The following is a 22,275-nucleotide window of genomic DNA, read 5'->3' as shown; positions in this document are numbered from 1 at the left end:
ACTGCTAGCTGACAGCTTCAAACGCTTAACTATCTTTTAACTGATACCTGTAAACTTCCAAATAGTTTTTATTTAATATGAAATTAATCATGAGATCAGAGTTTGATAATTTGCGAAACAATCCGCTGCATAGCGTTGAAAGTGATGTAAATGGTGAGAAGCAAGTGGTTAAAATCTTTCGTCACCAAGCGCTTATTTCAAAAAGAGTTACGCTGAAAAAATCAGTGCGTTATTTTGCGATCAAAGCTTACCAGCAATATCTAACTGAAGAGGAAACCTAAATACGCTGAAAAATTATTTTAGCTGTAAGCTTTCAGTATCGAGCTGTCAGTAAAAACAAAACAAGCCTCCATAGTTTCGCTCCCAAATCATCTCTGCCTTTTAACTGATCGCTGAAAGCTTATAACTTAAAGCTCAATCAAATATCTGACAACGACTCTAAAGTTTTGCCATGTGGGATCGGGAGTTTAGTTTCAGGGTCAACTTGAACAAAAACAATGTCATCCGCTAGACATATTGTTTTTTTGGTGATTTTGTTACGCATCATGCAAGTAATTGTAATCGACGTTTTTCCAACCGACTTAGTTGATAAACCAAATTCAACAACGTCGCCTTGTTGAGCAGGCGATTCAAAATTTATTGCACCAATATGCTTAGTGACCAAACAGTTTGTTTCAAGCTGACATATAGCATAGATGGCAGCTTCTTCGTCAATCCAAGCTAATGCTCTGCCACCAAATAATGAATTGGCATAATTTAAATCATTTGGCAAAATTAGCCGACGAGAGAGAAAGCGCATGGGTATCCTTACTTATAGCGAGAAGCCAACACAATAGTGTGTCGGCTGTTAAATTTTAAACAGATTTGGCAGCAATAATATCTTGAACTAGTGCTAAACCAGATTGCTTACATTCGGGTAAATCAACGTCTGTTGTAGACAAAGCATGGGTTCTATCACCCCATTTTACGACATGCGCGCTCCAGGTTAAACCACCACCAAAGGCAGGAAGTAACACATAAGACTGCTTGGCGATAAAACCTTCTTCTATCGCTTCTACAAATGCGACCAAGGTTGTTGCCGCCGACATATTGCCATACTTATGAATATTGATAAATACTTTATCTTTGTCCATTTTTAAACGCTTTACGAGAGTATCAATAATACGCAAATTTGCTTGGTGAGGAACAACACTCGATATTTGATCGGCACTCAATTGCGCTTGCGTTAATGCTTTGTCACACGCTTGAGCCATGCCAGCAACTGCTTTTTTGAAAATTTCTTGCCCTAAAAACGCCCAATTGCTTTGTCCGAGCAAACGTCCTTTGTTGGCATATTTCATCCCCCAGCCTTGCACTGAAAGAATATCTCTAGATTCGCCATAGCAACCTAAAGCTTGTGTTATAACGCCAGTTTCTTCAGCACTTTCTTCCAAATAAAGTGCTGCAGCGCCATCACCAAATAATACCGCAACATCTCGATTACTCCAGTCCATAATAGGTGAAATAGTTTCAGCACCTATTACCAGTGCAGATTTAACTACACCGCTTTTGATCATAGAGGTTGCAACACTTAAGCTATACATACCACCGGTACACGCCGTACTAACATCGATACAAGCGGCATTTTCAGCCCCCAGTAAACGCTGAACATTAGAGGCTGCATTAGGACAAATCTCATCAAATGTCGTGCTACCAAACACAATTAATTCAACATCTTTAGCCGTTTTTCCCGCAGCAGCTAAGGCTCGTGCACAGGCAACATGAGCTAATTCACTCACGGTAACATGAGAAATTCTTCGCTCTTTCATGCCTGTTCTAGAAGTGATCCATTCATCATCTGTTTCTAGAAACGTCGCTAAGTCATCATTGGTAAGGATAGCGGGCGGTAAGCATTTGCCCCAACCGGTAATTGCTGCGTATGTCATAATAAGCCTTTTTTGCTGTTATTTACTTTAAGAAGCAAAGAATAATCTATTTTTTATCGTATTATGATACTACAAAATATCAGATTATTGACGAATTTTTACGGTATTTATCGTCTATATTTAGCATAAACGTTGCTTAAACTATATTTTGGATAATATTAACTCATAGCTTTTACGCCAATCTTTATAATCGATAGGGATGGTATTAGTAGCATGGTTTTGAACTAACACTAGAGATGGAAAGCCGTTGATCGGCAGGTTTCTCATTCTAGTCATTTCTTTTATGAAAATATTATTAACTTGCTCACTATTCATTTTTGCTAAAAAGTCACTACTGTCTAAGCCAATTTCAACTGCCAACGCATGCAATGTATCTATATCAGATGGATTTTTTGCATGTAAATAATAAGCGTGCTGAATCGCCGTGAGCATGGCCTGCTCTTTGTCGCTACCCCGTGCAATTATTGTCGCTCGACAAGCTGGATAAGTAGAGCGCCTTGGTAGACATTGTTGCCAAAAATCATAATTGAATTCTGTACCTAGCTGTTGAGATATATTGCGCCAAGTTTGCTGTAAGAAGGTTTGCATTTCTTCGGGCATGATTTCATCACAGTCTGTTGCCAATCCGCCAAGACCATAAATAATATCGACATGAGGCGCGAGCTCTTTTTGCAGTCGCTGCCACGTAGGAGCATAACCCCAACACCAACTGCACATGGGATCGTAAATATAATAGAGTTGCGCTTTCAAATTTTTATCTCCTTTAATATTAGTTTTAATAAATTCATGGCCATTGTCATTGCCAGCAAAATATCACTCGATATGGTGTATACCAACTTTAGCTAAACTAGCCGAAGCTAAATAACAAAAAGCCCAGCATGGCTGGGCTTTAATTTAATAAGCTTAACAAAAGATTATTACTGTTTCATAAAACAGGATTAAAACGGCATCTTCATCCCTGGAGGCATTTGCATACCACCAGTTAGTGCACCCATCTTATCTTTGTTTTGCTCTTCTACACGACGCACAGCATCATTCATTGCTGCTGCAACTAGGTCTTCAAGCATATCTTTGTCATCTGCCATTAAGCTATCATCGATAACTACACGGCGAACGTTATGGTTACCTGTCATAGTCACTTTAACCATGCCAGCACCAGACTCGCCTGTTACTTCCATATTGGCTAGCTCTTCTTGTGCTTTTGCCATTTTCGCTTGCATTTGTTGGGCTTGCTTCATTAAGTTGCCCATGCCACCTTTCATCATAATTTTTCACTCCAAATGTAATATGCCGCCAAAGATAGTAGTTAACGGCTAAAAATTCAAGTAGCGATTATCGCGCTACGATAGTTTCTTGATCAAGCTCAGCTTGAAATTGTTGTTGCAAGGCAATCACTATTTCATCTTCAGCTAACACTTGCTTTGCGTATTCATAACGTTTTGCATTAATATCTGATTGAATTTGATAGGGATCTGCCACCGTTTTTTCAACAATGTTTAACTCAACGGTAACTTGTCGTTGTAAATATTCAGATATTCGTGCTTCTAATTGCTTGTGTGCTGCATCACTATTTAAGTGTTTTATCGATTGATCTAATTGTAATATCAACACATCGTCTGTCGATGCTTCATCAACCGTAGCATGAATGGCTAACTGCCTTAAACGAGCGATTAAGGACATGCTGTCAATCATGTGTGCCCATTTATCGACCTGGTTTGCTAACTTTATGGTTGCGGGGTTAATAACATCTTCGCTATAAGGTTGCTCAGGTAATGTGGCTAAATCAGGTACATTAGGCTGTTCTACAACATTATTTTTAACCGCTTCCACACTTGTATCGTCACTTGTCTCTGATATGGGACGTACTTTAGCCCCATTAGGCTTTTTTCCGCCCTCCTCCATCGACTTTTTCCTGCTTCTCAACATATTTCGAGTAGCGATTGCAGCAGCCACTGGCGATGAGAATGACGTTTTATCGTTATTATCTTCTGGTGAGTCTGCAATTTCGTCTGTTGTTGAAGCAACCGCTCTGTCATCTTCTATAACTGTAGTGTTTTGATGAGGAATAATTTCATCAGTAATACTCTGCTCAGGTTGTAATGATTGCGACTCAGGTATTTGCTCAGTAAGCGAATTGGCTTGATGATCTATTGCTAACATCTCCGCTGTGAGCACATCATTCGCCTGAGACTCCTGAGCTGACAATATGCCAGCATCTTCACTCTGCGTTTGTTCTACTTCAATAGAGCTAGCGTGTGGTTGTGCTGCATCACTATCAATTGGCGCCGTATGACTAAAACCTGAATTGAACGGGTCGTTTTCTAATAATACTTCTTCTTGAACTGAATGCGACAGCTCTGGCTCAGGGGTAGTGATATTACTTTTTGCCTGAAGGTTGTCTGCTGCTAAATCATCAGTTTTTGCGATTGAGGCTGTTTCACCAAGTGTTAGTTGATCAAGTTCTTTTTTGAACAGTTCATCTGTTTTCTCAATCGCTGCAACAGGTAAGTCTTGATTATTAACAACGGGTTTGAACGCTAACAACCTTAAAAGCATCATGTCAAATGCAGCCTGTTCGTCATCTGCGTAAGGTAAATCTTTTCTAGCCGTTAAGACTATCTGATAATAAAGCTGAACATCTTCGGGCGACATTAATTGGCAAAATCGCGTTAACAGTTGTTGATGCTCTGTCGGTAAACTAAAGTTAGCCTCGACAACTTGTGTCATGGCTATTTGGTGTAACAATTGGATCAGCTCAGCGGATAATCGGCTGTAACTTGGTGCATATGAAGCAATAGACAGTGAAAGTTGCATTAAAGCAGTGGCGTCTTGTTTTAATAAAGCGACGAGGATTTTGAAGACCCAGTCTCTGTCAACTCCACCTAACATTTGCTGGACATCGTTTCTTGTAATATTGCCATTCCCTTGTGCAATACATTGGTCAGTTAAGCTTAAGCAATCACGCATACTACCACGCGCAGCTTTGGCTAAAAGTGCTATAGCTTCGTCATCAAATGATACCGACTCTTGATTTAGTATCTCTATAACTTTATCGCTAATTTGCTTTATTGTTAGCGCTTTTAAGTGAAACTGTAAACAGCGAGAAAGCACTGTAACCGGTAACTTTTGTGGATCTGTCGTCGCAAGAATAAACTTAACATGCTCTGGCGGCTCTTCCAGTGTCTTTAATAAAGCATTAAAGCTACTTTTTGATAGCATATGAACTTCATCAATCAAGTAAACCTTATACCGACCCCTTGTTGGCGCATATTGTACGTTGTCTAATATTTCACGCGTATCATCGACCTTTGTACGAGAAGCGGCATCAATCTCAAGTAAATCAACAAATTTACCTTGATCAATATCAACACATGCGTCACAAACGCCACACGGTGTTGCAGTGATACCTGTTTCGCAATTTAGGCTTTTAGCAAAAATTCTCGCGATGGTAGTTTTACCAACACCACGCGTTCCGGTGAATAAATAGGCATGATGTAAACGCTTTTGAGTAAGTGCATTAACCAAAACAGTAACGACATGCTCTTGGCCCATAAGCTCACTAAAGGATTTTGGTCGCCATTTTCTTGCTAAAACCTGATAGCTCATACTTCAGCCTTAATCGCCAGCATATTGCAATAAAGAAAATACAGATAAATCCATATCTTCGAGTTTTTTTTCACCGCCTAAGTCCGGTAAAGATATTACAAATGCAGCATCAGTTACTTTTGCACCTAAGCGTCTTATCAACTTGGTTGTAGCTTCTATCGTGCCACCAGTTGCCAGTAAGTCATCGACAATTAAAACATTGTCGAGCTCTGTTAGCGCATCTTGATGGATTTCTAAAGTGTCGTGCCCATACTCTAGCTGATAATCTTGCATATAAGTAGCTCTTGGCAACTTCCCTGGCTTACGAACAGGAACAAACCCTAAGCCCATTGCTAGTGCTAATGGCGCGCCAAAAAGAAATCCTCGCGCTTCAGTACCAACAATTTTGGTATAGCCACCATCTTTAAATTTATCAGCTAAAATATCTATGGTGAGCTTGAATGCGTCTGCATCATCCAATATCCCGGTTACGTCTCTAAACATAATACCGACTTTAGGATAATCAGGAATGGTGTGAATTGCGGATTTGAGTGTGTTAATTTCTGTTTCAGTCATGTTCTAAAAGTCAAAAGATATTTTAGTTACAGAATAAAGCAATTCACTGAAAATTTATAGTGACTGAAGGCGAGTATTTGGCGATAGTAAATCATTTATCAATTTAAGCAGGTTTTGCTCATCTATCGGCTTATCAATGATTGCCGAAAACAAACTGGTATCGCAAATATTCTTCACCGTTTTACGCCCTTGTGTGGTCATAAATATAACTGGCTTTTCTGAATAAATTTCATGCTGACGAATATGTTTAGTTAACTGAATACCATTCATAATTGGCATTAAGTGATCAACTATAATTAAATCATAACAATCATTTTGCAGTTTTTCAGATGCTGCAAGGCCATGACATGCGGTATTAATAAAATAACCTTGAGCAGATAATAATGCACTAAGACTATCGAGTATTGCTGGGTTATCGTCTACAACGAGTATTTTCATGCTAACTACAAGTGTCTTTGATTAATTTGATAACAATGTAAACCAACCGGCCAACATTGGTAATAACGGCGCGGCAAACATCACTAATACTGCTGTAAATATATGAACGAGCGATGTGCTATCTTTAAAGTTTTCTTCTGACATGAGCATTCCTTTCGTTTGATTAATCGGCGCGGATTGTAGACCAAAAGTGCTTTAAAAGGTAGTGTTATTTGATTTCGTAAAGTGAAATTGGTATCAACAAGTTTACCAGCCCCGTAGGTCAAGCATAAAAAAACCAGCCTAATAGGCTGGTTTTTAGTGTCATACAATCTAAAACTAAATTTTTAGATAGAAACTTTTTTACGTTGTGCTGTGTCTTTAATGAAACTTTCCCAACCCTTTGCTGATCTTCGGGTTTTAGGATCTTTCATCGCAAGACTAATAGCTTTGTAAGCTTGCTTATACTGTTCTAAATAAAAGTGTGATTCTGCAATACTCATATGCAGTTTACCTTCATCTTTAACACCAAGCTCTAAAGCTTTGCTTAACGCAACAATTGCTGGTTTAAACTGTTCATCCTGCTTTAATAACATACCTTGCTTGCTGTAATGCTTAGAAAGGTTAGTCATTTTAGCCAATTCACCGTAATACTTAGCCGCTTTATCGATATGCTGAGCAGCATGCCAAGCGTTAGCTAGTGAAGATAAGTTTTTATCATCACGAGGTACTAAACCAGAGTCTATATGCTTTTCTAGCAATAAAGCCGCTTTGTAAGGCACTGCATTTTGCGAGTATAAACTTGCTAGTGTTTTAATTTCAGATTCTTTAACAAGGAAACCTTGTTTATAAGCCAGGTCAAGTGTTTCTAGACCTTTCTGATAATCTTCAACTAGCAAGTAAAACATGCCAAGTTGAGTCCACCAAGTTTTATCTTCTGGGAATATTTGAATAACAGTTTCAAGCGTTTTAACAGCATCTTTATATTTTTTATTTTCATAAAATGAAGTAACTTTCAATATATAAGGATTTTTGTTTTGCTTGTCACCGTAAGCTGCAATCGCATTATCTGCTGGAACAATCATTTTATCTAATTGTTTCAACGCATAATGTGCATTAGCTATTTTAGTCCAAGTATCACCATCTGATTTACCCGTAAAATCCATCCAAGCTTTATAATTGACTAGGGCTTCTTCATACGCTTTTGTTTGCATCTGCAAATCAGCTAACAACTTAATCGCTTCACCATGATCACCCTCATTGAGAATGTCAGGTTCTACAGCAATTTTTAGGTATTTGATCGCGTTAGCTTCTTCATCACCCATAGTTGCATACATAACCGCTATAAAACGAGCAACATAAGCTTTGTCGTAGTCTTTCTTAGCATCAATATCTAAAAGAATAGTTAAAGCACCTGGAATATCATCCGCTGAATAAGATTCAAAGGCTTTACCTACTTTTTTACCAACACTAGGACCAACAAGCTGAGTTTTACGCTTTGGCTTTTCTGAATCTTCAGCGCCGGCTGCAGAAACTTCTGCAACCATTGGCAATTGAATTAGAACAACTGAAATAATTAACAGTAAAGATGAAAAAATCTTATTCATTATTAATTTCCTCCGTCCATTTTAAAGTCAAGTCGTACAGTCAAACCAGGTTGTCTCATAGGTTTACCATCAACAACTTTCGGTTTGTACTTCCATTTTCGCAAAGCTCTTTTAGCTTCTTTGTCAAAAACGCGCTTTGGCTCGGCTTCAATAACATCAACATCTTCAACACCACCAATTTCATTGATAGTAAATGAAAGCGTAACCCAACCTTCTTTACCATCACGAGCAGCTTGTATTGGGTATTTAGGCTCAATACGAACTATCGGTGTTGCATCTCCGTCACGACCAAAACCAGCACCAGGTGCAGAAATACCTGCATTTGCTCCGGCTAACTGAACACCAGGCATATTAAACGTTAATCCACCAGAATCATTATTAGTCTCAGGCTCTGGAGCTTGAGGCTTAGGTGGCGTTTTAGGCGGCGGCGGCGGCGGCGGCGGAACACGTTGACGGCGTTCTGCAGCTGACTTAGGTGGCGTCGTATTAACTTCTACTATGATGTTTTCTAAGGCTTCTTCCTTGGTTCTATCACCGCTAGAAACAAGAAACGCCATAAAAGCAAACAAAGCAAATGTTACTGCCGCGCCTAGTAGTATAGATACTAAAAAGCGAACCATAGACTACCCCTTAGCTGCAGCGATAGAAATTCTGTCTATGCCCGCTTCTTTAATTGCATCCATTACTTTAACAACTACGCCATGTTTTGCGTCTTTGTCAGCTTGAATGATTACAACATCAGTTGGTTGCTCAGCCAATAATTTTTCAATATTGGCCGCTACGCGTTCAACATCTACACGACGCTTATCTAACCAAATTTCGCCATTATCTTTAATTGCAACAAAGATATTAGCTGACTTTTGTTTAGATTGATTTGCCGCTTTAGGTTTATTAACTTCAATACCAGCTTCTTTAACAAAAGAAGTAGTTACGATAAAGAAAATCAGCATAATGAATACGATGTCAAGCATCGGTGTCATATCTATAACTGCTTCTTCGTCCTCACGAATACGTTTACGTGCCATTCGAATATCTCTCTAGTGATGAGGTAAACTGTCAACCAGTTTAGCCTTTGCTAGTTTAACTTTAGCGTCTAACCTTGAACTGAAAAACACTCCTGATAATGCTGCAACCATACCCGCCATTGTCGGGATTGTTGCCATTGATATACCAGACGCCATCAGACGCGGATTACCAGTACCTTGTTGTGCCATAACTTCAAACACACCGATCATGCCGGTTACGGTACCAAGTAAACCAATTAGTGGACACATTGCCACCAAGGTTCTAATTGTGAGCATACGTTGCTCTAGTAGTTCTGTCGCTTCGGAGATCCAAGTATCTCTAATTCGATGTGCATACCAAGAAGTAGTATCTTCTCTCGCATCCCAACGTCCGACGATATCGTCTTTCATTTTTGGATAAACTTTAGATAAGAACCAATAACGCTCTATCATCATTATCCACATCAATAAGAGTGCGAAGGCAACAACGTAAAGCACGTTACCGCCAGTCGCAATAAAACTCCTGACAGATTCCCAAAGCTCTATCAGGAATAACATTATTTAGACTCCTTCTCGGCAATAGCAGCGATTAAGCCAGCGCTTTGCTCGTCTAATTTTTGTAATACAGATTTACTTCTACCAGCTACGATGCTGTGTATTAAGATTAGTGGTAATGCACAAATCAAACCTAGAGCTGTTGTTACAAGTGCTAGTGAGATGTTACCCGCCATAATTTTCGGGTCACCTGTACCAAACAATGTAATCGTTTGGAACGTCATAATCATACCGATTACTGTACCTAATAGACCCATTAGTGGTGCAATTGCAGCGAACATTTTGATTAAGTTAATACCACGGTCAACTTTTGGTGTTTCACGTAATATAGCTTCATCAAGTTTAAGTTCTAGTGTTTCTGCATCAACCGATTTGTTATCAAAGTAAACTTTTAACAAACGGCCAAGTGGATTGTTGTCATTCGGTTGATCAAGGTTCTTCTCTTGAGTGCGAATTTTAGAACTCATGTTACCAAGAACAATCATACGCTCTAAGGCAATAAGTAGACCAATAACTAACAATACAGTGATAGCATAACCAACTTCTTTACCTTCATGGTAGAATTCCATTAGTGTTTTCTTACGCGTTTCTAGCGTTAAGATAGCACCACGAGATGGATCCACATATAAAGGAGCGTAACCTGAAGTTACACCGAAGAAAGAAGAAGCAGCACCAGCAATATAACCAGCAGGTTGCTTAGCTAGTGGCTGTACTTGACCAACTTCATCATTGTAGTTTAGGTAACCGTTTTCAGATACTAAGTTGAAAGTACCGATACGTGTTACTGACTCAGTTGACTTTGAACCATCTAAGTTAGTTACTTCTGTAGTAAACTTAGAAACTTCACCTGATTGAGTCATTTCAGTTTGCAAGGCAAACCATAATTCTTCAAGTTGCTCAAGTTCAGGAATGGCTTTTGAGTTAGCAATTTTGTCTAACGTTTCGCCACGGCCTGGGTATTCAGCTGAAACAATTGATGTAACAATTGAACCGTATGCATTAGCTGCAGCTGCACGACTTACACCGAACATTTCACCTAAAGTACCTTGGGCATTGTCTAACTCTACAGCTTTTTGCGCTAATGTAATTTCGTTAGCAGCGTACTCTTTCGTTAAACGTTTGTTTCTTGCTTGTTGATTTGCTAGTTCTGTTTTAGCTTTATTCAATAAAGATTGCTTGTCAGAACGTGCAGACATAAATTCTGCTTCACGTTTTTTATCAATTTTTGCTTCAGAAATACGGTCATTTTTGACTTGTTTTAATAAGTCGTCTAACTGATTGGCCGAAGCTGAAGCTGCTACTGTCATTGAAGCAGCAAATAATACGAAATTAATAACTTTTTTCATTATTTTGCTCCTGCTGCAAATACGGGTAGTTTAGCTAGATCAAGTGGTAATTGCTTACGAGCCATACGAACGGCATCAGTAACAGGTTTCAAGTATTCGTCACCTAAAGCTTCCCATGCGCGCTTCTCATTGTTCCAAACCCAAGAGTTTTTCATGTCAAGAGATTGAGCAACAAAAGAAATACGACCCATGTGAACGAAGTCTGCAGTAATCATACGATCACCTAAGTCAAGCTCACCTTGATACACACCGAATATAGTGCCGTAACTGGCTTCAATTTCATATGCTTCAAGCACTAAACGAAATTGTTCAGATACTGATACATCTGAATCACCCATTACATCACGTAAACCAGCAATACGCTCTTTACGTGCATCAATGTTCATAGGAACATCAAGGTCAACAAACTTCTCTAACGTGTCAATCATTTTGTACATTAGAGGTACTACGCCTTGCTTGGTTTTATCTATACCAGCAATTTGCTTTTGTAATGATTGGATATTAGCTTTTTGATCGTCAACCATAAGTTGAACGTGATCGTTATAGCCGCTTAACACGTCAGCTTCATCGACTGTATTACGGTACTCAGCTAACAACTCTTGAGTTTGTCCGTAAATATTGTCTATTTTGCTTTGTGATTTACTTGAAGCTTTAAAAATTTGAGCTTCGGCTTTTTGTAGTTCTGTTAATGCGTCTGCAGCAGCGAAGTTGCTTGCTGAAAATGCTAGTGCGCCAATTATCGTCGATGCGATAAGGCTTTTCTTGCTTAATTTGGACATAGTTCCCAACCAATTGCTATTGAATTTTGATAACAAGCTTATTGTTAACGCAAATTTAATAATCTGCCATTTTAAGTTTTAATTTCTTAGAATAAAACCATGCAATATTCCCAGACGACAGCCTAACTGTCAACTAAGTACATTAAAAAGAATGTTTATTTTGCTCTTAAGGAGCGCCGTAAACTATTTGTAACCTGACATTAAATACCATATTCATTTAGTAAAGAACATGATTGTTTTAACCAATGTTACAGAAGTCCTCTTAATTGTAAAAATATGTGCTCCCTATGTTTTACTAACTCTTTCGTAGTAAGTCAAATATTATTGCTAAATTGCTACGTAAATTCGCTAATTAGCTTTTTAATTGAACAATTATAAATCATTAAGTAATATTGCGGCTCGCAAATCTAGTGACTAAAACCCAGTGTTGCGATGTAATTTATCGTTCAATACCAGTAAATACTCTGTCAATAAAATAATAGTAGTACAAGCTCGAAATAACGAGTTAATAAAATAACTTATTTAATTTGCCGTTTTTTTTAGCGCTCACGCTGCACAACTTGATTAACCATTTATTAAAAATACAGGTCACTTAATTTAACTTGCTTTCAACAATATCCAATCAAGTTGTATAAACGGCTTGAAGCACTGACATATATAAGCCACTAATTGCTCATTATTTAAAGTTTCACTTTTTAGCTCTTTTCTAATCTCATCAAAAATCATTTGTAAGGTGTTTTTACCGTCAATATTTTTAAATATTGTATAATTCAACTGAGAAGCACTAAGATCGAATTCAAAACCACTGCTGTGTTTCATTGAGATAACTTTATTTGGGCTAGCTAATATGGCATTCGCTAACTGGTGACCTAAATTTTTATAATGCTCAGACGGAAAGAAAAAGGGAATATTTGATAGTTCTGTAAAGCTTGCCTTAGTATCAGCATTCATTGAGGCATAAAACTCATGTTTTTTAAACGCCCCCACTAATAATTCAGCAATGCCATGCTGCTCTTTAATCGGTCGCTGTTTTATTGTCTTTAGCAAGCTACTATCATTGATATATTGTTCAGGACGATATGACATTCTCATTTTAACATCACTAAACTCAACAAATTTTAACGCAGATTGTTCGAGTAATTGATAAACATCTAAAATACTGTATGCTCGGTCTTGTTCGTGTAATAAGAGATCGACTAAGCCATTGTCTTCACCATTAATATGATCAACTAAAAACTTTTCATTATGAGTAAACCAATTGGTTTCTGGCAAGTTGGCTAATATCTTTTTAGTGTTTATGACCTTATCAGCTAATTGATTTTCGTTCACATTGATCATTTTCATCAGTTGCTGCATTTGATAAACACCTGTTCGTCCATATTCACCGTATAGCATTAAGCCCATTGCACCAGCATCATTTAATAAATTTTTAAGTGTTTTCAGACCTAACAAAGGGTCATCTAAATGATGCAATACTCCCGTGCAGCTTATATAGTCAAATTTACCTATATTTTCATCAAGTGATAGTAGTGAGGCGTGCAGCCAATTTATATTGGTCAAACGCCTTTTTTCAGCCCTCTGTTTAGCTATATTCATAGAAGCTTGGCTAATATCCACATACCATAATTCTGCCGTTGTATGCTTTAACTGCTCAGCTAAAAAAATGATAGAATCTCCCGTTCCTCCGCCAGCCACTAAAACTCTAAATTTATTGAAGTTACAAGCGCCTTTAAAGCAATAAAAGTTGATCAAATCAATGCGTTCAATCGCTATTTCAACTAATCTACGGCTCTCCTGAGACGGATCTCTAAAGGGGTATGGATAACTTTCATATTGGTCTCTTACTTTTTTTAAATACGGCTTATTATCCATAACTATCTGCTCACACTATTATTTTCAGTTCAGAATAATCTTTGTAAATTCACCTGTATAGCCTATTTAAAATTATTTTTTATTTATGTCATTTGTTACAAATTTATTATTTACAGACTTGCAACAAATGATAGTCTAGACTTTATTAGCAACTGTTTATAAAGAAATATAATAAAAACCTTGTTAATGTTGCTAACTTTCAATATTGGTTACGGCACAGTTGTATGTAAGTGTGGATTTGCTACAAACCAACTGTATTGACCTCGCAGGATGGCCTTTGCCGTTAAGAACATAATAAGGCAGGTTTAACGCCCTGCTGAAGCTTAGTAACCCTAGCAAATATACAACTGTAAAATAACTATAAAATAACTATGGAGCTCAATATGTTTAAACAAATATCACTGATTAGCCTTGCAGTATTATTAGCCGCTTGTAGCGCTACTGACCCAGGAAAATCTAAAGCAAACGATGCTATGTATGACAAAATGGCAAAAGACAAAGATATGGTCTGTGAATATAGACCTACGACAGGCAGTCATAGAAAAAAACGTACTTGTATGAAGAAAGAACTCGCTGACGAAGTAAGAAGAAGAAACCAAGAAGCGCTTAGATCTCAAGAATACAAAAGTCAAACTAGCGCAGGTTCAACAATTTAGCGCTACCATAAAGTGCTAAAGACAATTCTTTAGTATCCAGAACAACCTCGCCTATATATTAAAAAAACCTTACTAGTTAGCCTAGTAAGGTTTTTTATTTCTCCTCATAAATAGGCACTACTATTATCCCTATTTACTCAATTATTATTCTATTTATAAATTTTATAACGTCGTCATTAGTAATTTTAACCATTCAAAATGAGCAGTTAATTAATCAACTTCGTATTATATCGTTTATAAATTACGAACAAAAAAAAACCATTGAGTGAATCTCAATGGTTTTTGTATGGTTTACATTATTTTAAAACTATCTTAGAAAGACAAGCCTAAAGTTACGTAAACATGGCGACCTGAAGTATTATAAGTACGTGGGTCTGTATTATCATTGAAGCCAGTAGCTGCATACGGTGGATCTTCATCAAATACGTTATTAAGACCGATAGTTGCTGTCATGTTATCCATGAAGTAACTAAAACGCGCATCATTAATAATTTGCTCATCAATCGTACGTGAAGAACCACCAAACGGCTCATCTACTTGACCAATGTAACGCACTGACCAAGCTGCAGACCAATTATCGCTGGTATAGCGAACATCAGCATTAGTCTTCCACTCAGGGAAGTTACCATCACCACTATTACGTAGGAATTGACCCGCATTTTCAATTACATCGCCATTGGCTTGTGTAATATCATATGTATCGTAATAAGTTGTGTCTACATTGAAAGTTATTGTGCCACCTTCAAGGTCTGTAGAGTAACGAATGTTAAAGTCGTAACCCGATGATTCTACACCACCAACGTTAGTTGTACGGTCGTCAATATCAAGTGAGTTACCATAAAGTGGGCTATCAACGCCGAAACGAGTAATTTTATCACAATGCTCGCCTGTATTATAACAGCTGTCTAGAATTAACTGCTCACCTAAAGTACTAATTGCACTCGTAATTTCAATATTCCAGTAATCTAACGTTAATGATAAACCTTCCATGAAGTCTGGACTATATACGATACCAGCGGTAAAGATATCAGCTTCTTCAGGTTGAAGGTCTTGATTACCACCACGCGTTGAAGATAATTGGTCTCCAATAGGTACGAAGCCTACTGCAGGAGCACCTGAAGCAAGACATGAAGGTGTACCTGGAGCGAATCCATCAACTTTACCACTACACTTATCAACTACTTGTGGGCTGTTGTCTGAAGAACCAGCAAACAAATCAGATGTAGAAGGAGCACGGAATGCTGTTGATGATGTACCACGAACCATTAGGCCGTCAAATGGAACCCAACGAACACCAATTTTATGGTTAGTTGTATCTCCAAAGGTATTGTAGTCAGAGTAACGAACCGCTAAATCTACTTCTAATACTTCTGCGCCAGCAACACCACTTAATAGTGGCACATTCGTTTCAAGGAAAACTTCATCTACTTCGTAGCTGCCTTCTGTTGATGTACGTGATGAACCCGATGTAATACCTAGCGCAATTAACGCGTCAGGGTAATCAGCACCTTTTTCTTCACGATGTTCAATACCTGCTGCGAAACCAACAGTACCTGCCGGTAATTCAAATGCATCACCAAAAATACTTGCTGACATGATTTGTTGTTCGTTAGAACCCACATCATGCGCTTCAAATAAGATGTAATCCATCATTTCTTGTGAAACTGCACCATCAGTACCTGGCGTACCGAAAGTGTTTAAAGATACACACCCTTCAACAATTTCATCTTTAAATATTGGGTTGTTATCGTCATCTAATAAAGGGTTACCACCAGTGTCAGTCTGCGCAACATTTGGACGTCCACACAATACATTACCTAAGTCATCCATAAAAGATGGCCCCACGGCTAAGCTAACTTTTTCGAAGTTTGCACCGCCAGCACCTTGTGTTGCTGAATCGTTACGACCGAAAATGTAGCTAGCTTCCCAGCCCCAACCATTGTCAAATTCACCATCGATACCAAACATGGCACGAACAGTTTCAATACGAAATTGTGAATCACGACCACCTGTTTCAACCATACGTCGACGCCAATCAGCAATATCTACTGTATCGCCATTTTTGTCTTTTGGACCAAATTGTTGGTTGTAGTAGTTATCTGCAGAATATGTTGCATCGCCCCAACCAAAGAATGCTAAAGGTGCTAATGGTAAAGGCGCTAATTTAGTTTTTGATGTACGACGGTTAAAGCTTAATTCTGTAAATACACGGGTAGTATCAGTGATTTCATAAGAACCTGAGGCAAATATACCGTAACGCTCTTGTGGCGTTAAGTGGTAGTTAGCAGGTGCGAAGTTATAGGCATCTCTACCCCCGTCCCAACAGTCATAACCAGTAGCATTTGCTGGGTTCGACGGATCAAATTGACCAGGACCGTTAGCTGCGCCGTGAGTAAATGAGTTACAAGTGCCAGTAGGTAATTCCAAAACTGGAGAAGTTAAAATCGGATCACCGTTGTCATCTAATTTATATCTCAAGTTACCATCGTCATCTTTCGCATGCTGCGTCAGGTTAGCTGGATTAGCTGAATTTACACCATTATATTGCCCCCATGGTGGAGCCGATGACCCAGCTTTTGATAATGAACCATCGGCATTCATTCTGAAATCGAATTCAGACCAATCACGATCGCCAGACCATTGTGCGCCCTGCTGAACATAGTATGCGTTTACAACTGCATTACCTTTGTCACCAGAAAAACCTATGGTTAAATCCATATTTTTGGTTTCGCCATCCCACTCTTCAGTGCCGATGTCATAACCAGCATTGAATTCGAAACCTTCAAAGTCATCGCGCGTGATAATGTTAACAACACCACCAATGGCATCAGACCCATAGATAGCTGATGCGCCATCTTTTAAAACTTCAACACGTTTTACTATTGCAGTCGGGATAGTACTTAAATCAACCGAACTGTCTGCACCAGTACCCGAGGCAACCATACGGCGACCATTTAAAAGTACTAATGTACGAGGAGAACCTAAACCACGTAATGAAACACGAATGGCACCTGAACCACCGTTGTTGATTGCAGTATTCGTTGCGGCACCAGCTACAGAAGGTATTTCTTGTAAAATATCACCCATATTAGAGATACCTGATGCAACAAGGTCTTGACGAGTGATAACTTGGACAGGGTTTGCACCTTCCATATCAGCACGTTTGATACGTGAACCTGTTACTTCGATACGTTCTACGCTTTCAGCGCCTTCTTCAGCTGAAAATGCAGGTGCCGAAATTGCTGCTGCTGCACCTGCGCCAAACATCATGGCAACGCGTACTGCTTTAGCTATTTTGCTATTACTATACATAATATACTCCCTGGACCACTTTCGTGATACTAGTGTTTAAGTTCAAGGCTATGTTGCCTTGTTGTTGATTAATTTTGCTCTAAGAGCCAATCTTTCATCTAAGATAATAAACCTAATATTGTTAACGGGCAATACAAACAGTTACCCTCTGGTTACATTTAACGATAGAAGCACTAAAAAATCATATAAAAAATGTACAATATATTCTAAAAACAACAAGATAATAAAAATATTTACATAAGTGAAAACTTACACAACAATCTCATTAACATTCATCCATCCCAACAAAAAAAAAGCATTAAGTCCGTTAAAGCAATAAGTTACACTTTAATTAACATTCTAGTTTAGAAAGTGATTTCTAAAAAACTAGATAATGGTAAAATATGTCCAAAAATAACAAAACAAAATAAACTAATATTTACAGTAACTTAATCAACAAGCCCGAAAATGTAAACAAAAAGGAACAGTTACTCCATATTCATATAAATTATTTTTAACTTAGCTTATAATTTGATGACAATTCACTGCGCTAGCAGGCTCTGTTTATACTTTAGGTTTGATCAACCGCTTAATTTATTCGGCAACAACTGCTCTAACATAATAAATGTGTAAGTTATGTTTAATTAATACACAATAACGACAAACTGACTATATATTAGAAATTTGAAGAAATATGGCCATCGAATCAAGCGATCTCTGTGTTATAGTTGCAGCAAATTTACTGTGCAAAAGTTTCTATGGTTATTGATCCCGTCCTAGACATGAGTTTATGGATAACTTTATGTAGTGTCGGCTTCGTCGCGGGGCTTATTGATGCCATCGCAGGTGGTGGTGGGATGCTAACAGTTCCAACATTATTAACTTCAGGTTTACCGCCTCACGTTGCCTTGGGCACAAATAAACTCGCCGCCTCTTTTGGTTCATTCACGGCATCATTTACTTTTTATCGAAAAAACCTCTTTAATCCTAAGTATTGGCGATTAGCTATTATTGCTACTGCAATTGGTGCCATTTTAGGCACCATAATTGTCAATTTCTTGTCTGTAGAGTTTTTAGATAAATACATACCTGTACTAATAGTCATGACTGCAATATATACCTTATTTTCAAAATCAGTCACTAGCGAAATACAGGGACTACCGATAAAAACAATCAATATTAAAGTTAAACAGGTAGTGCAAGGGTTAATTTTAGGTTTTTATGATGGTGTTGCTGGCCCAGGTACCGGTGCATTTTGGGTTAGCTCGTCTAATGCTATTTATAGAATCAACATTCTTTTAAGCTCTGGTTTAGCTCGCTCAACCAACTTCGTCAGCAATTTTTTTAGCTTATTAACTTTTATCTATCTTGGCCATGTTAATTTTGTATTAGGTATTTCTATGGGAATATTTATTATGCTGGGTGCATGGGTAGGTGCACATTGGGCAATTAAATTTGGTAGTAAGTTTATTCGCCCAGTTTTTATCACCGTTGTCATTCTCATGTCTATTAACTTGGCTTATCAAGCTTGGTTAAGCTAGGAAAGTTTATTTATGCAAAGCGCAATTAATAAAATTCATGCCATTCTTGATCAACTTGACGAGCAAGCCAAGCAGGTAGATCAACAAAATAAACTCTCAAAATCACATAAAATAATTCAAGAAAATGATATTTTTTCTGAAAAACTATTTAATACCCACAGCGATCTTTTCCACCCTTATATTGCTGAAGTAAAAAGTAAAACAAATGAACTTTCTCGCTTACTAATCGCTAACAAAAACGCATTAGCTTACAGCCGTTTGCTAATCATAGAGCAGCAAATATCAGCATTACGTAACGCGTTGAATGCAAATGGCGCATTACATAAAGAGCCCGAACAAAGACTAGTTGCTATGAAAGCTAGGCGCTATAAAAAAGCCGCTCAAGCGGTGATGCAATCAAGCCACAATTTACATAAAAAGCTCAATGAAACATTTGAATTTGAACGACGATTATTGGAAATGATCCACGCGCGCGAACGACAAAATAACAATATTACCGCGAAACAATCAAAGCAACTAACTGACGAAGTTCTCGCACTGCATCAACGCCTTGGTCGATGTCGCCAAGCCATTTCCAAATTAGAGCGTGAAATAGCACAATCGGAAAAGTTTTAGTCTACCTCTCCCTGTACTTCATTATTTTATCAAATAATTTACCTATACCCATAAAAAAAGTTGGTGTTTTCATTGCTCTAGCATTAGTCTTGAAAATATACTTTCAAAATAAGAGTCGCAGACATGAAAATTTCTGATGATATTCATAACTACTACGAAAAACTAGTTTCTCAACACTTTACAGATTTAAAACTAGAAGATAACTACAGTGCTGATTTTATAGACGACTTAGTTTGTGTCGTGTTAAACCAATTACCTACCCGCTACATTCGGCATGAAGTAGATATGGCATTTTATTTACCCGCGTCTGAACGTTTTGAAATGGAAAATAATGTCAAAGTTGCGGTATCTAAATCTTTAGAATTTATGAAAGACCATAATTAATACTTTATAAATATCGCACGCTGCTTTTTAAGGGCTTGTTCTGAAAGTAAATAATTAAATCAACTAGGTGTAGCCTTTGAATATTCCAGATATCCCTAATAATCATGCATTAGCTGTTTTATTAATCACCCTACTGGCATTATATTTATTTCGCCGAGATGATGTACCGTTAGAAACGTCATCACTTGCTGTTATCGCGATATTGAGTGTAATGTTTGCAGTTTTTCCGTTTTATGTTGATGATAAACACTTCGAACCAAGCTCTTTATTCTTTGGTTTTGGTCATGAAGCCTTAGTCACTGTTTGTGCATTAATGATTATTGGCCACGGTATTGTGCGAACCGGCGCATTAGAGCCTATCGGCCGATACCTGGCAAAATTGTGGAAAATAAGTCCTACATTATCTTTGTTGATAACCCTTGTTCTTGCCGGGGGGCTAAGTGCCTTTATAAACAACACACCTGTTGTGGTTTTATTGCTGCCTATTTTGATCAGTGTGTCATTACGAACTAAAACTGACTCTTCACCGATGTTGCTCCCTATGGGACTAGCAACTTTAGTTGGTGGTATGGCAACAACTATTGGTACCTCAACTAACTTACTGGTGGTTAGTATTGCAAAAAATATGGGCGCTGCTGAATTTGGCCTATTTGACTTTGCACAACCTGCTCTTATTGCTGCGGTAGTGGCTGTACTTTATTTATGGTTGATAGCTCCAAAACTTTTGCCGAGTAGATCACCTTCAATGCCTGATACCTCGCCACGTATATTTAGTGCTTATCTCAATATTAACGAAGAAAGCGCCGTTAACGAGAAAACAATTACCGAAATAATTGCTTTAACCGATGGGCAACTAAAAATAGAGAGTATCCAGCGCGGTCCTGATAATCGAAACATTGTGCCTTTACCTGATACTGTGCTTATTGTGGGCGATAGATTAAAAGTACATGATTACCCAGATCGCCTAAAAGAATATGAAACGGTATTAGGCGCAACTTTATTTTCTGGCCAGCATAAAGTTGATGATGAACACCCTTTAAACGCTGAGAAACAAACGTTGGCCGAGATTGTTATCATCGCCGGCTCTGGTATTGAAGGACGAACCTTACAAGAAGCAAACTTCATTAATAAACACGCTTTAACTGTAGTTGCCTTGCATAGAGCAGGTCAAGCGATGGAAATAGGCCGAAATGGTATAGGGAAAACCCGTTTGCTGATCGGCGATGTCTTACTCGTGCAAGGGGAAACCGAGCAAATAGCTTTACTAAAAGCTAAGCCCGGCTTGTTGATCATTGATGGTGCAGAATCACTACCACAAACGAGCAAAGCCCCCATAGCGTTACTGACATTACTAGGCGTTGTTGTATCGTCAGCGCTCGGTATTTTACCCATTGAAATTAGTTCAGTATGTGGAGTACTTATACTCTTGCTTACTAAATGCTTAGATTGGCAAGAAGCTTCATCAGCGCTTAGTACTCAGGTTATATTGATTGTCGCTGCTTCACTAGCTTTAGGCTCTGCGATGATGATGACAGGGGGCGCCGAATATATCGCCCAAGTTTTTGTCGCATTATCAGCCGGATTACCACCAGGTGGTATTTTAGCTGCTTTGATGCTGTTATTAGCCATCTTAACCAACATCGTTTCTAACAATGCCGCAGCCGTTATTGGTACTCCAATAGCCATTTCAGTTGCTAGCCAATTGAACCTGCCACCTGAGCCGTTTATTTTAGCTGTATTGTTCGGCGCTAACCTAAGCTACGCAACACCTATGGCTTATAAAACTAACTTGTTAGTAATGAACGCTGGAGGGTATAAGTTCTCTGACTTTATGCGCATAGGTATTCCGTTGATCATATTAATGTGGATAACACTTTCTTTACTGCTAAATTGGATGTATTTATAACTGAGTACCCTTTTACTATTAAGTTAAAGGCTAAGTTTCGATTAAATTGATACTTAGCCTTATCAGTTATTTTTAAGTGTCCATTCTCAAGCTCTACTCACAACCCCTTACAATAATTTTCAAGCTTTAAAAATCATTAGTATACGAGCTCTTATGGCTACAGAATTGCGTTATCTGAACAGATAGCTATGTAAGGCATAAAGAATATTTTATAAA

General features: G+C 38.2%; 22 protein-coding genes. 6 read left to right on the top strand and 16 right to left on the bottom strand.

All coding sequences use genetic code 11. The annotated features are described in order from the left end of the window. Window positions 1–89: 89 nt before the first annotated feature. Complete coding sequence (locus B5D82_RS03295) at window positions 90–281, top strand: hypothetical protein (protein ID WP_245807548.1); 192 nt, start codon at window positions 90–92, stop codon at window positions 279–281. Window positions 282–418: 137 nt separating this feature from the next. Here B5D82_RS03295 and B5D82_RS03290 read toward each other — a convergent pair whose 3' ends face one another. The 15 genes from B5D82_RS03290 to B5D82_RS03225 form a co-directional block, all read right to left on the bottom strand. Beyond that, on the bottom strand, window positions 419–799 hold the full coding sequence (locus B5D82_RS03290; protein WP_081149221.1) for an acyl-CoA thioesterase: 381 nt from the start codon (window positions 797–799) through the stop codon (window positions 419–421). A 55-nt stretch (window positions 800–854) separates the two neighbouring features. Continuing rightward, a complete protein-coding gene (locus B5D82_RS03285) occupies window positions 855–1,925 on the bottom strand; it encodes a beta-ketoacyl-ACP synthase 3 (protein ID WP_081149219.1) in 1,071 nt (356 codons plus the stop codon). Window positions 1,926–2,066: 141 nt separating this feature from the next. Beyond that, the gene (locus B5D82_RS03280; protein WP_281255940.1) at window positions 2,067–2,675 is read right to left on the bottom strand and encodes a DsbA family protein; all 609 of its coding nucleotides are present in this window, start codon (window positions 2,673–2,675) and stop codon (window positions 2,067–2,069) included. A gap of 188 nt (window positions 2,676–2,863) precedes the next feature. After that, complete coding sequence (locus B5D82_RS03275; protein WP_172820665.1) at window positions 2,864–3,193, bottom strand: YbaB/EbfC family nucleoid-associated protein; 330 nt, start codon at window positions 3,191–3,193, stop codon at window positions 2,864–2,866. A gap of 64 nt (window positions 3,194–3,257) precedes the next feature. After that, window positions 3,258–5,531 (bottom strand): DNA polymerase III subunit gamma/tau, encoded by a 2,274-nt coding sequence (gene dnaX / locus B5D82_RS03270; RefSeq protein ID WP_081149216.1) that lies wholly within the window; start codon window positions 5,529–5,531, stop codon window positions 3,258–3,260. Between the two features lie 9 nt (window positions 5,532–5,540). After that, window positions 5,541–6,086 carry an adenine phosphoribosyltransferase gene (gene apt, locus B5D82_RS03265; RefSeq protein ID WP_081149214.1) on the bottom strand — a complete coding sequence of 182 codons (546 nt, stop codon included), beginning with the start codon at window positions 6,084–6,086 and terminating at the stop codon, window positions 5,541–5,543. 54 nt (window positions 6,087–6,140) lie between these two features. Continuing rightward, window positions 6,141–6,524 (bottom strand): response regulator, encoded by a 384-nt coding sequence (locus tag B5D82_RS03260; RefSeq protein ID WP_081149213.1) that lies wholly within the window; start codon window positions 6,522–6,524, stop codon window positions 6,141–6,143. A gap of 21 nt (window positions 6,525–6,545) precedes the next feature. After that, entirely contained in the window at window positions 6,546–6,668 is a 123-nt protein-coding gene (locus B5D82_RS20225) for a hypothetical protein (RefSeq protein WP_281255939.1), read from the bottom strand. Between the two features lie 182 nt (window positions 6,669–6,850). Then, entirely contained in the window at window positions 6,851–8,110 is a 1,260-nt protein-coding gene (locus B5D82_RS03255; protein WP_081149210.1) for a tetratricopeptide repeat protein, read from the bottom strand. 2 nt (window positions 8,111–8,112) lie between these two features. After that, on the bottom strand, window positions 8,113–8,730 hold the full coding sequence (locus B5D82_RS03250) for an energy transducer TonB (protein WP_081149209.1): 618 nt from the start codon (window positions 8,728–8,730) through the stop codon (window positions 8,113–8,115). 3 nt (window positions 8,731–8,733) lie between these two features. Beyond that, window positions 8,734–9,135: an ExbD/TolR family protein gene (locus B5D82_RS03245; RefSeq protein WP_081149207.1), complete on the bottom strand. Its 402-nt coding sequence runs from the start codon at window positions 9,133–9,135 to the stop codon at window positions 8,734–8,736. 12 nt (window positions 9,136–9,147) lie between these two features. Next, window positions 9,148–9,672, bottom strand: coding sequence for a MotA/TolQ/ExbB proton channel family protein (locus B5D82_RS03240; RefSeq protein ID WP_077285344.1), 525 nt, complete (start codon window positions 9,670–9,672; stop codon window positions 9,148–9,150). After that, a complete protein-coding gene (locus tag B5D82_RS03235; protein ID WP_081149206.1) occupies window positions 9,672–11,015 on the bottom strand; it encodes a MotA/TolQ/ExbB proton channel family protein in 1,344 nt (447 codons plus the stop codon). The genes B5D82_RS03240 and B5D82_RS03235 overlap by 1 nt, the downstream gene beginning before the upstream one ends. Then, entirely contained in the window at window positions 11,015–11,794 is a 780-nt protein-coding gene (locus tag B5D82_RS03230) for a DUF3450 domain-containing protein (RefSeq protein ID WP_081149204.1), read from the bottom strand. The genes B5D82_RS03235 and B5D82_RS03230 overlap by 1 nt, the downstream gene beginning before the upstream one ends. A 597-nt stretch (window positions 11,795–12,391) precedes the next feature. Continuing rightward, complete coding sequence (locus B5D82_RS03225; protein WP_081149203.1) at window positions 12,392–13,666, bottom strand: class I SAM-dependent methyltransferase; 1,275 nt, start codon at window positions 13,664–13,666, stop codon at window positions 12,392–12,394. 383 nt (window positions 13,667–14,049) lie between these two features. On the opposite strand from B5D82_RS03225, the gene B5D82_RS03220 reads away from it, so the two are divergent. Beyond that, window positions 14,050–14,322: a hypothetical protein gene (locus tag B5D82_RS03220; RefSeq protein ID WP_081149200.1), complete on the top strand. Its 273-nt coding sequence runs from the start codon at window positions 14,050–14,052 to the stop codon at window positions 14,320–14,322. Between the two features lie 312 nt (window positions 14,323–14,634). On the opposite strand, the gene B5D82_RS03215 is transcribed toward B5D82_RS03220, so the two are convergent. Further along, the gene (locus B5D82_RS03215) at window positions 14,635–17,634 is read right to left on the bottom strand and encodes a TonB-dependent receptor domain-containing protein (RefSeq protein WP_081149199.1); all 3,000 of its coding nucleotides are present in this window, start codon (window positions 17,632–17,634) and stop codon (window positions 14,635–14,637) included. Between the two features lie 737 nt (window positions 17,635–18,371). On the opposite strand from B5D82_RS03215, the gene B5D82_RS03210 reads away from it, so the two are divergent. The 4 genes from B5D82_RS03210 to B5D82_RS03195 all read left to right on the top strand — a co-directional run bounded on the left by B5D82_RS03210 (window position 18,372) and on the right by B5D82_RS03195 (window position 22,059). Further along, entirely contained in the window at window positions 18,372–19,154 is a 783-nt protein-coding gene (locus tag B5D82_RS03210; RefSeq protein WP_081149197.1) for a TSUP family transporter, read from the top strand. A gap of 12 nt (window positions 19,155–19,166) precedes the next feature. After that, window positions 19,167–19,769: a primosomal replication protein PriC gene (gene priC / locus B5D82_RS03205; RefSeq protein ID WP_081149195.1), complete on the top strand. Its 603-nt coding sequence runs from the start codon at window positions 19,167–19,169 to the stop codon at window positions 19,767–19,769. 123 nt (window positions 19,770–19,892) lie between these two features. Then, window positions 19,893–20,153 carry a late competence development ComFB family protein gene (locus tag B5D82_RS03200; protein WP_081149194.1) on the top strand — a complete coding sequence of 87 codons (261 nt, stop codon included), beginning with the start codon at window positions 19,893–19,895 and terminating at the stop codon, window positions 20,151–20,153. Between the two features lie 76 nt (window positions 20,154–20,229). Then, window positions 20,230–22,059, top strand: coding sequence for an SLC13 family permease (locus B5D82_RS03195; RefSeq protein WP_081149192.1), 1,830 nt, complete (start codon window positions 20,230–20,232; stop codon window positions 22,057–22,059). Window positions 22,060–22,275 lie beyond the last annotated feature (216 nt).

This window comes from Cognaticolwellia beringensis, assembly GCF_002076895.1.
GTDB lineage: Bacteria > Pseudomonadota > Gammaproteobacteria > Enterobacterales > Alteromonadaceae > Cognaticolwellia > Cognaticolwellia beringensis.
This window is presented reverse-complemented; position numbering and strand designations above follow the sequence as displayed.

Coding starts and splice junctions, on each gene's coding strand:
- dnaX (WP_081149216.1), bottom strand. CDS start 5,531: ATGAGCTATCAGGTTTTAGCAAGAAAATGGCGACCAAAATCCTTTAGT.
- B5D82_RS20225 (WP_281255939.1), bottom strand. CDS start 6,668: ATGTCAGAAGAAAACTTTAAAGATAGCACATCGCTCGTTCATATATTT.
- B5D82_RS03250 (WP_081149209.1), bottom strand. CDS start 8,730: ATGGTTCGCTTTTTAGTATCTATACTACTAGGCGCGGCAGTAACATTT.
- B5D82_RS03295 (WP_245807548.1), top strand. CDS start 90: ATGAGATCAGAGTTTGATAATTTGCGAAACAATCCGCTGCATAGCGTT.
- B5D82_RS03215 (WP_081149199.1), bottom strand. CDS start 17,634: ATGTATAGTAATAGCAAAATAGCTAAAGCAGTACGCGTTGCCATGATG.
- B5D82_RS03230 (WP_081149204.1), bottom strand. CDS start 11,794: ATGTCCAAATTAAGCAAGAAAAGCCTTATCGCATCGACGATAATTGGC.
- B5D82_RS03200 (WP_081149194.1), top strand. CDS start 19,893: ATGAAAATTTCTGATGATATTCATAACTACTACGAAAAACTAGTTTCT.
- B5D82_RS03225 (WP_081149203.1), bottom strand. CDS start 13,666: ATGGATAATAAGCCGTATTTAAAAAAAGTAAGAGACCAATATGAAAGT.
- B5D82_RS03245 (WP_081149207.1), bottom strand. CDS start 9,135: ATGGCACGTAAACGTATTCGTGAGGACGAAGAAGCAGTTATAGATATG.
- B5D82_RS03220 (WP_081149200.1), top strand. CDS start 14,050: ATGTTTAAACAAATATCACTGATTAGCCTTGCAGTATTATTAGCCGCT.
- B5D82_RS03255 (WP_081149210.1), bottom strand. CDS start 8,110: ATGAATAAGATTTTTTCATCTTTACTGTTAATTATTTCAGTTGTTCTA.
- B5D82_RS03260 (WP_081149213.1), bottom strand. CDS start 6,524: ATGAAAATACTCGTTGTAGACGATAACCCAGCAATACTCGATAGTCTT.
- B5D82_RS03240 (WP_077285344.1), bottom strand. CDS start 9,672: ATGTTATTCCTGATAGAGCTTTGGGAATCTGTCAGGAGTTTTATTGCG.
- B5D82_RS03285 (WP_081149219.1), bottom strand. CDS start 1,925: ATGACATACGCAGCAATTACCGGTTGGGGCAAATGCTTACCGCCCGCT.
- B5D82_RS03290 (WP_081149221.1), bottom strand. CDS start 799: ATGCGCTTTCTCTCTCGTCGGCTAATTTTGCCAAATGATTTAAATTAT.
- apt (WP_081149214.1), bottom strand. CDS start 6,086: ATGACTGAAACAGAAATTAACACACTCAAATCCGCAATTCACACCATT.
- priC (WP_081149195.1), top strand. CDS start 19,167: ATGCAAAGCGCAATTAATAAAATTCATGCCATTCTTGATCAACTTGAC.
- B5D82_RS03235 (WP_081149206.1), bottom strand. CDS start 11,015: ATGAAAAAAGTTATTAATTTCGTATTATTTGCTGCTTCAATGACAGTA.
- B5D82_RS03210 (WP_081149197.1), top strand. CDS start 18,372: ATGGTTATTGATCCCGTCCTAGACATGAGTTTATGGATAACTTTATGT.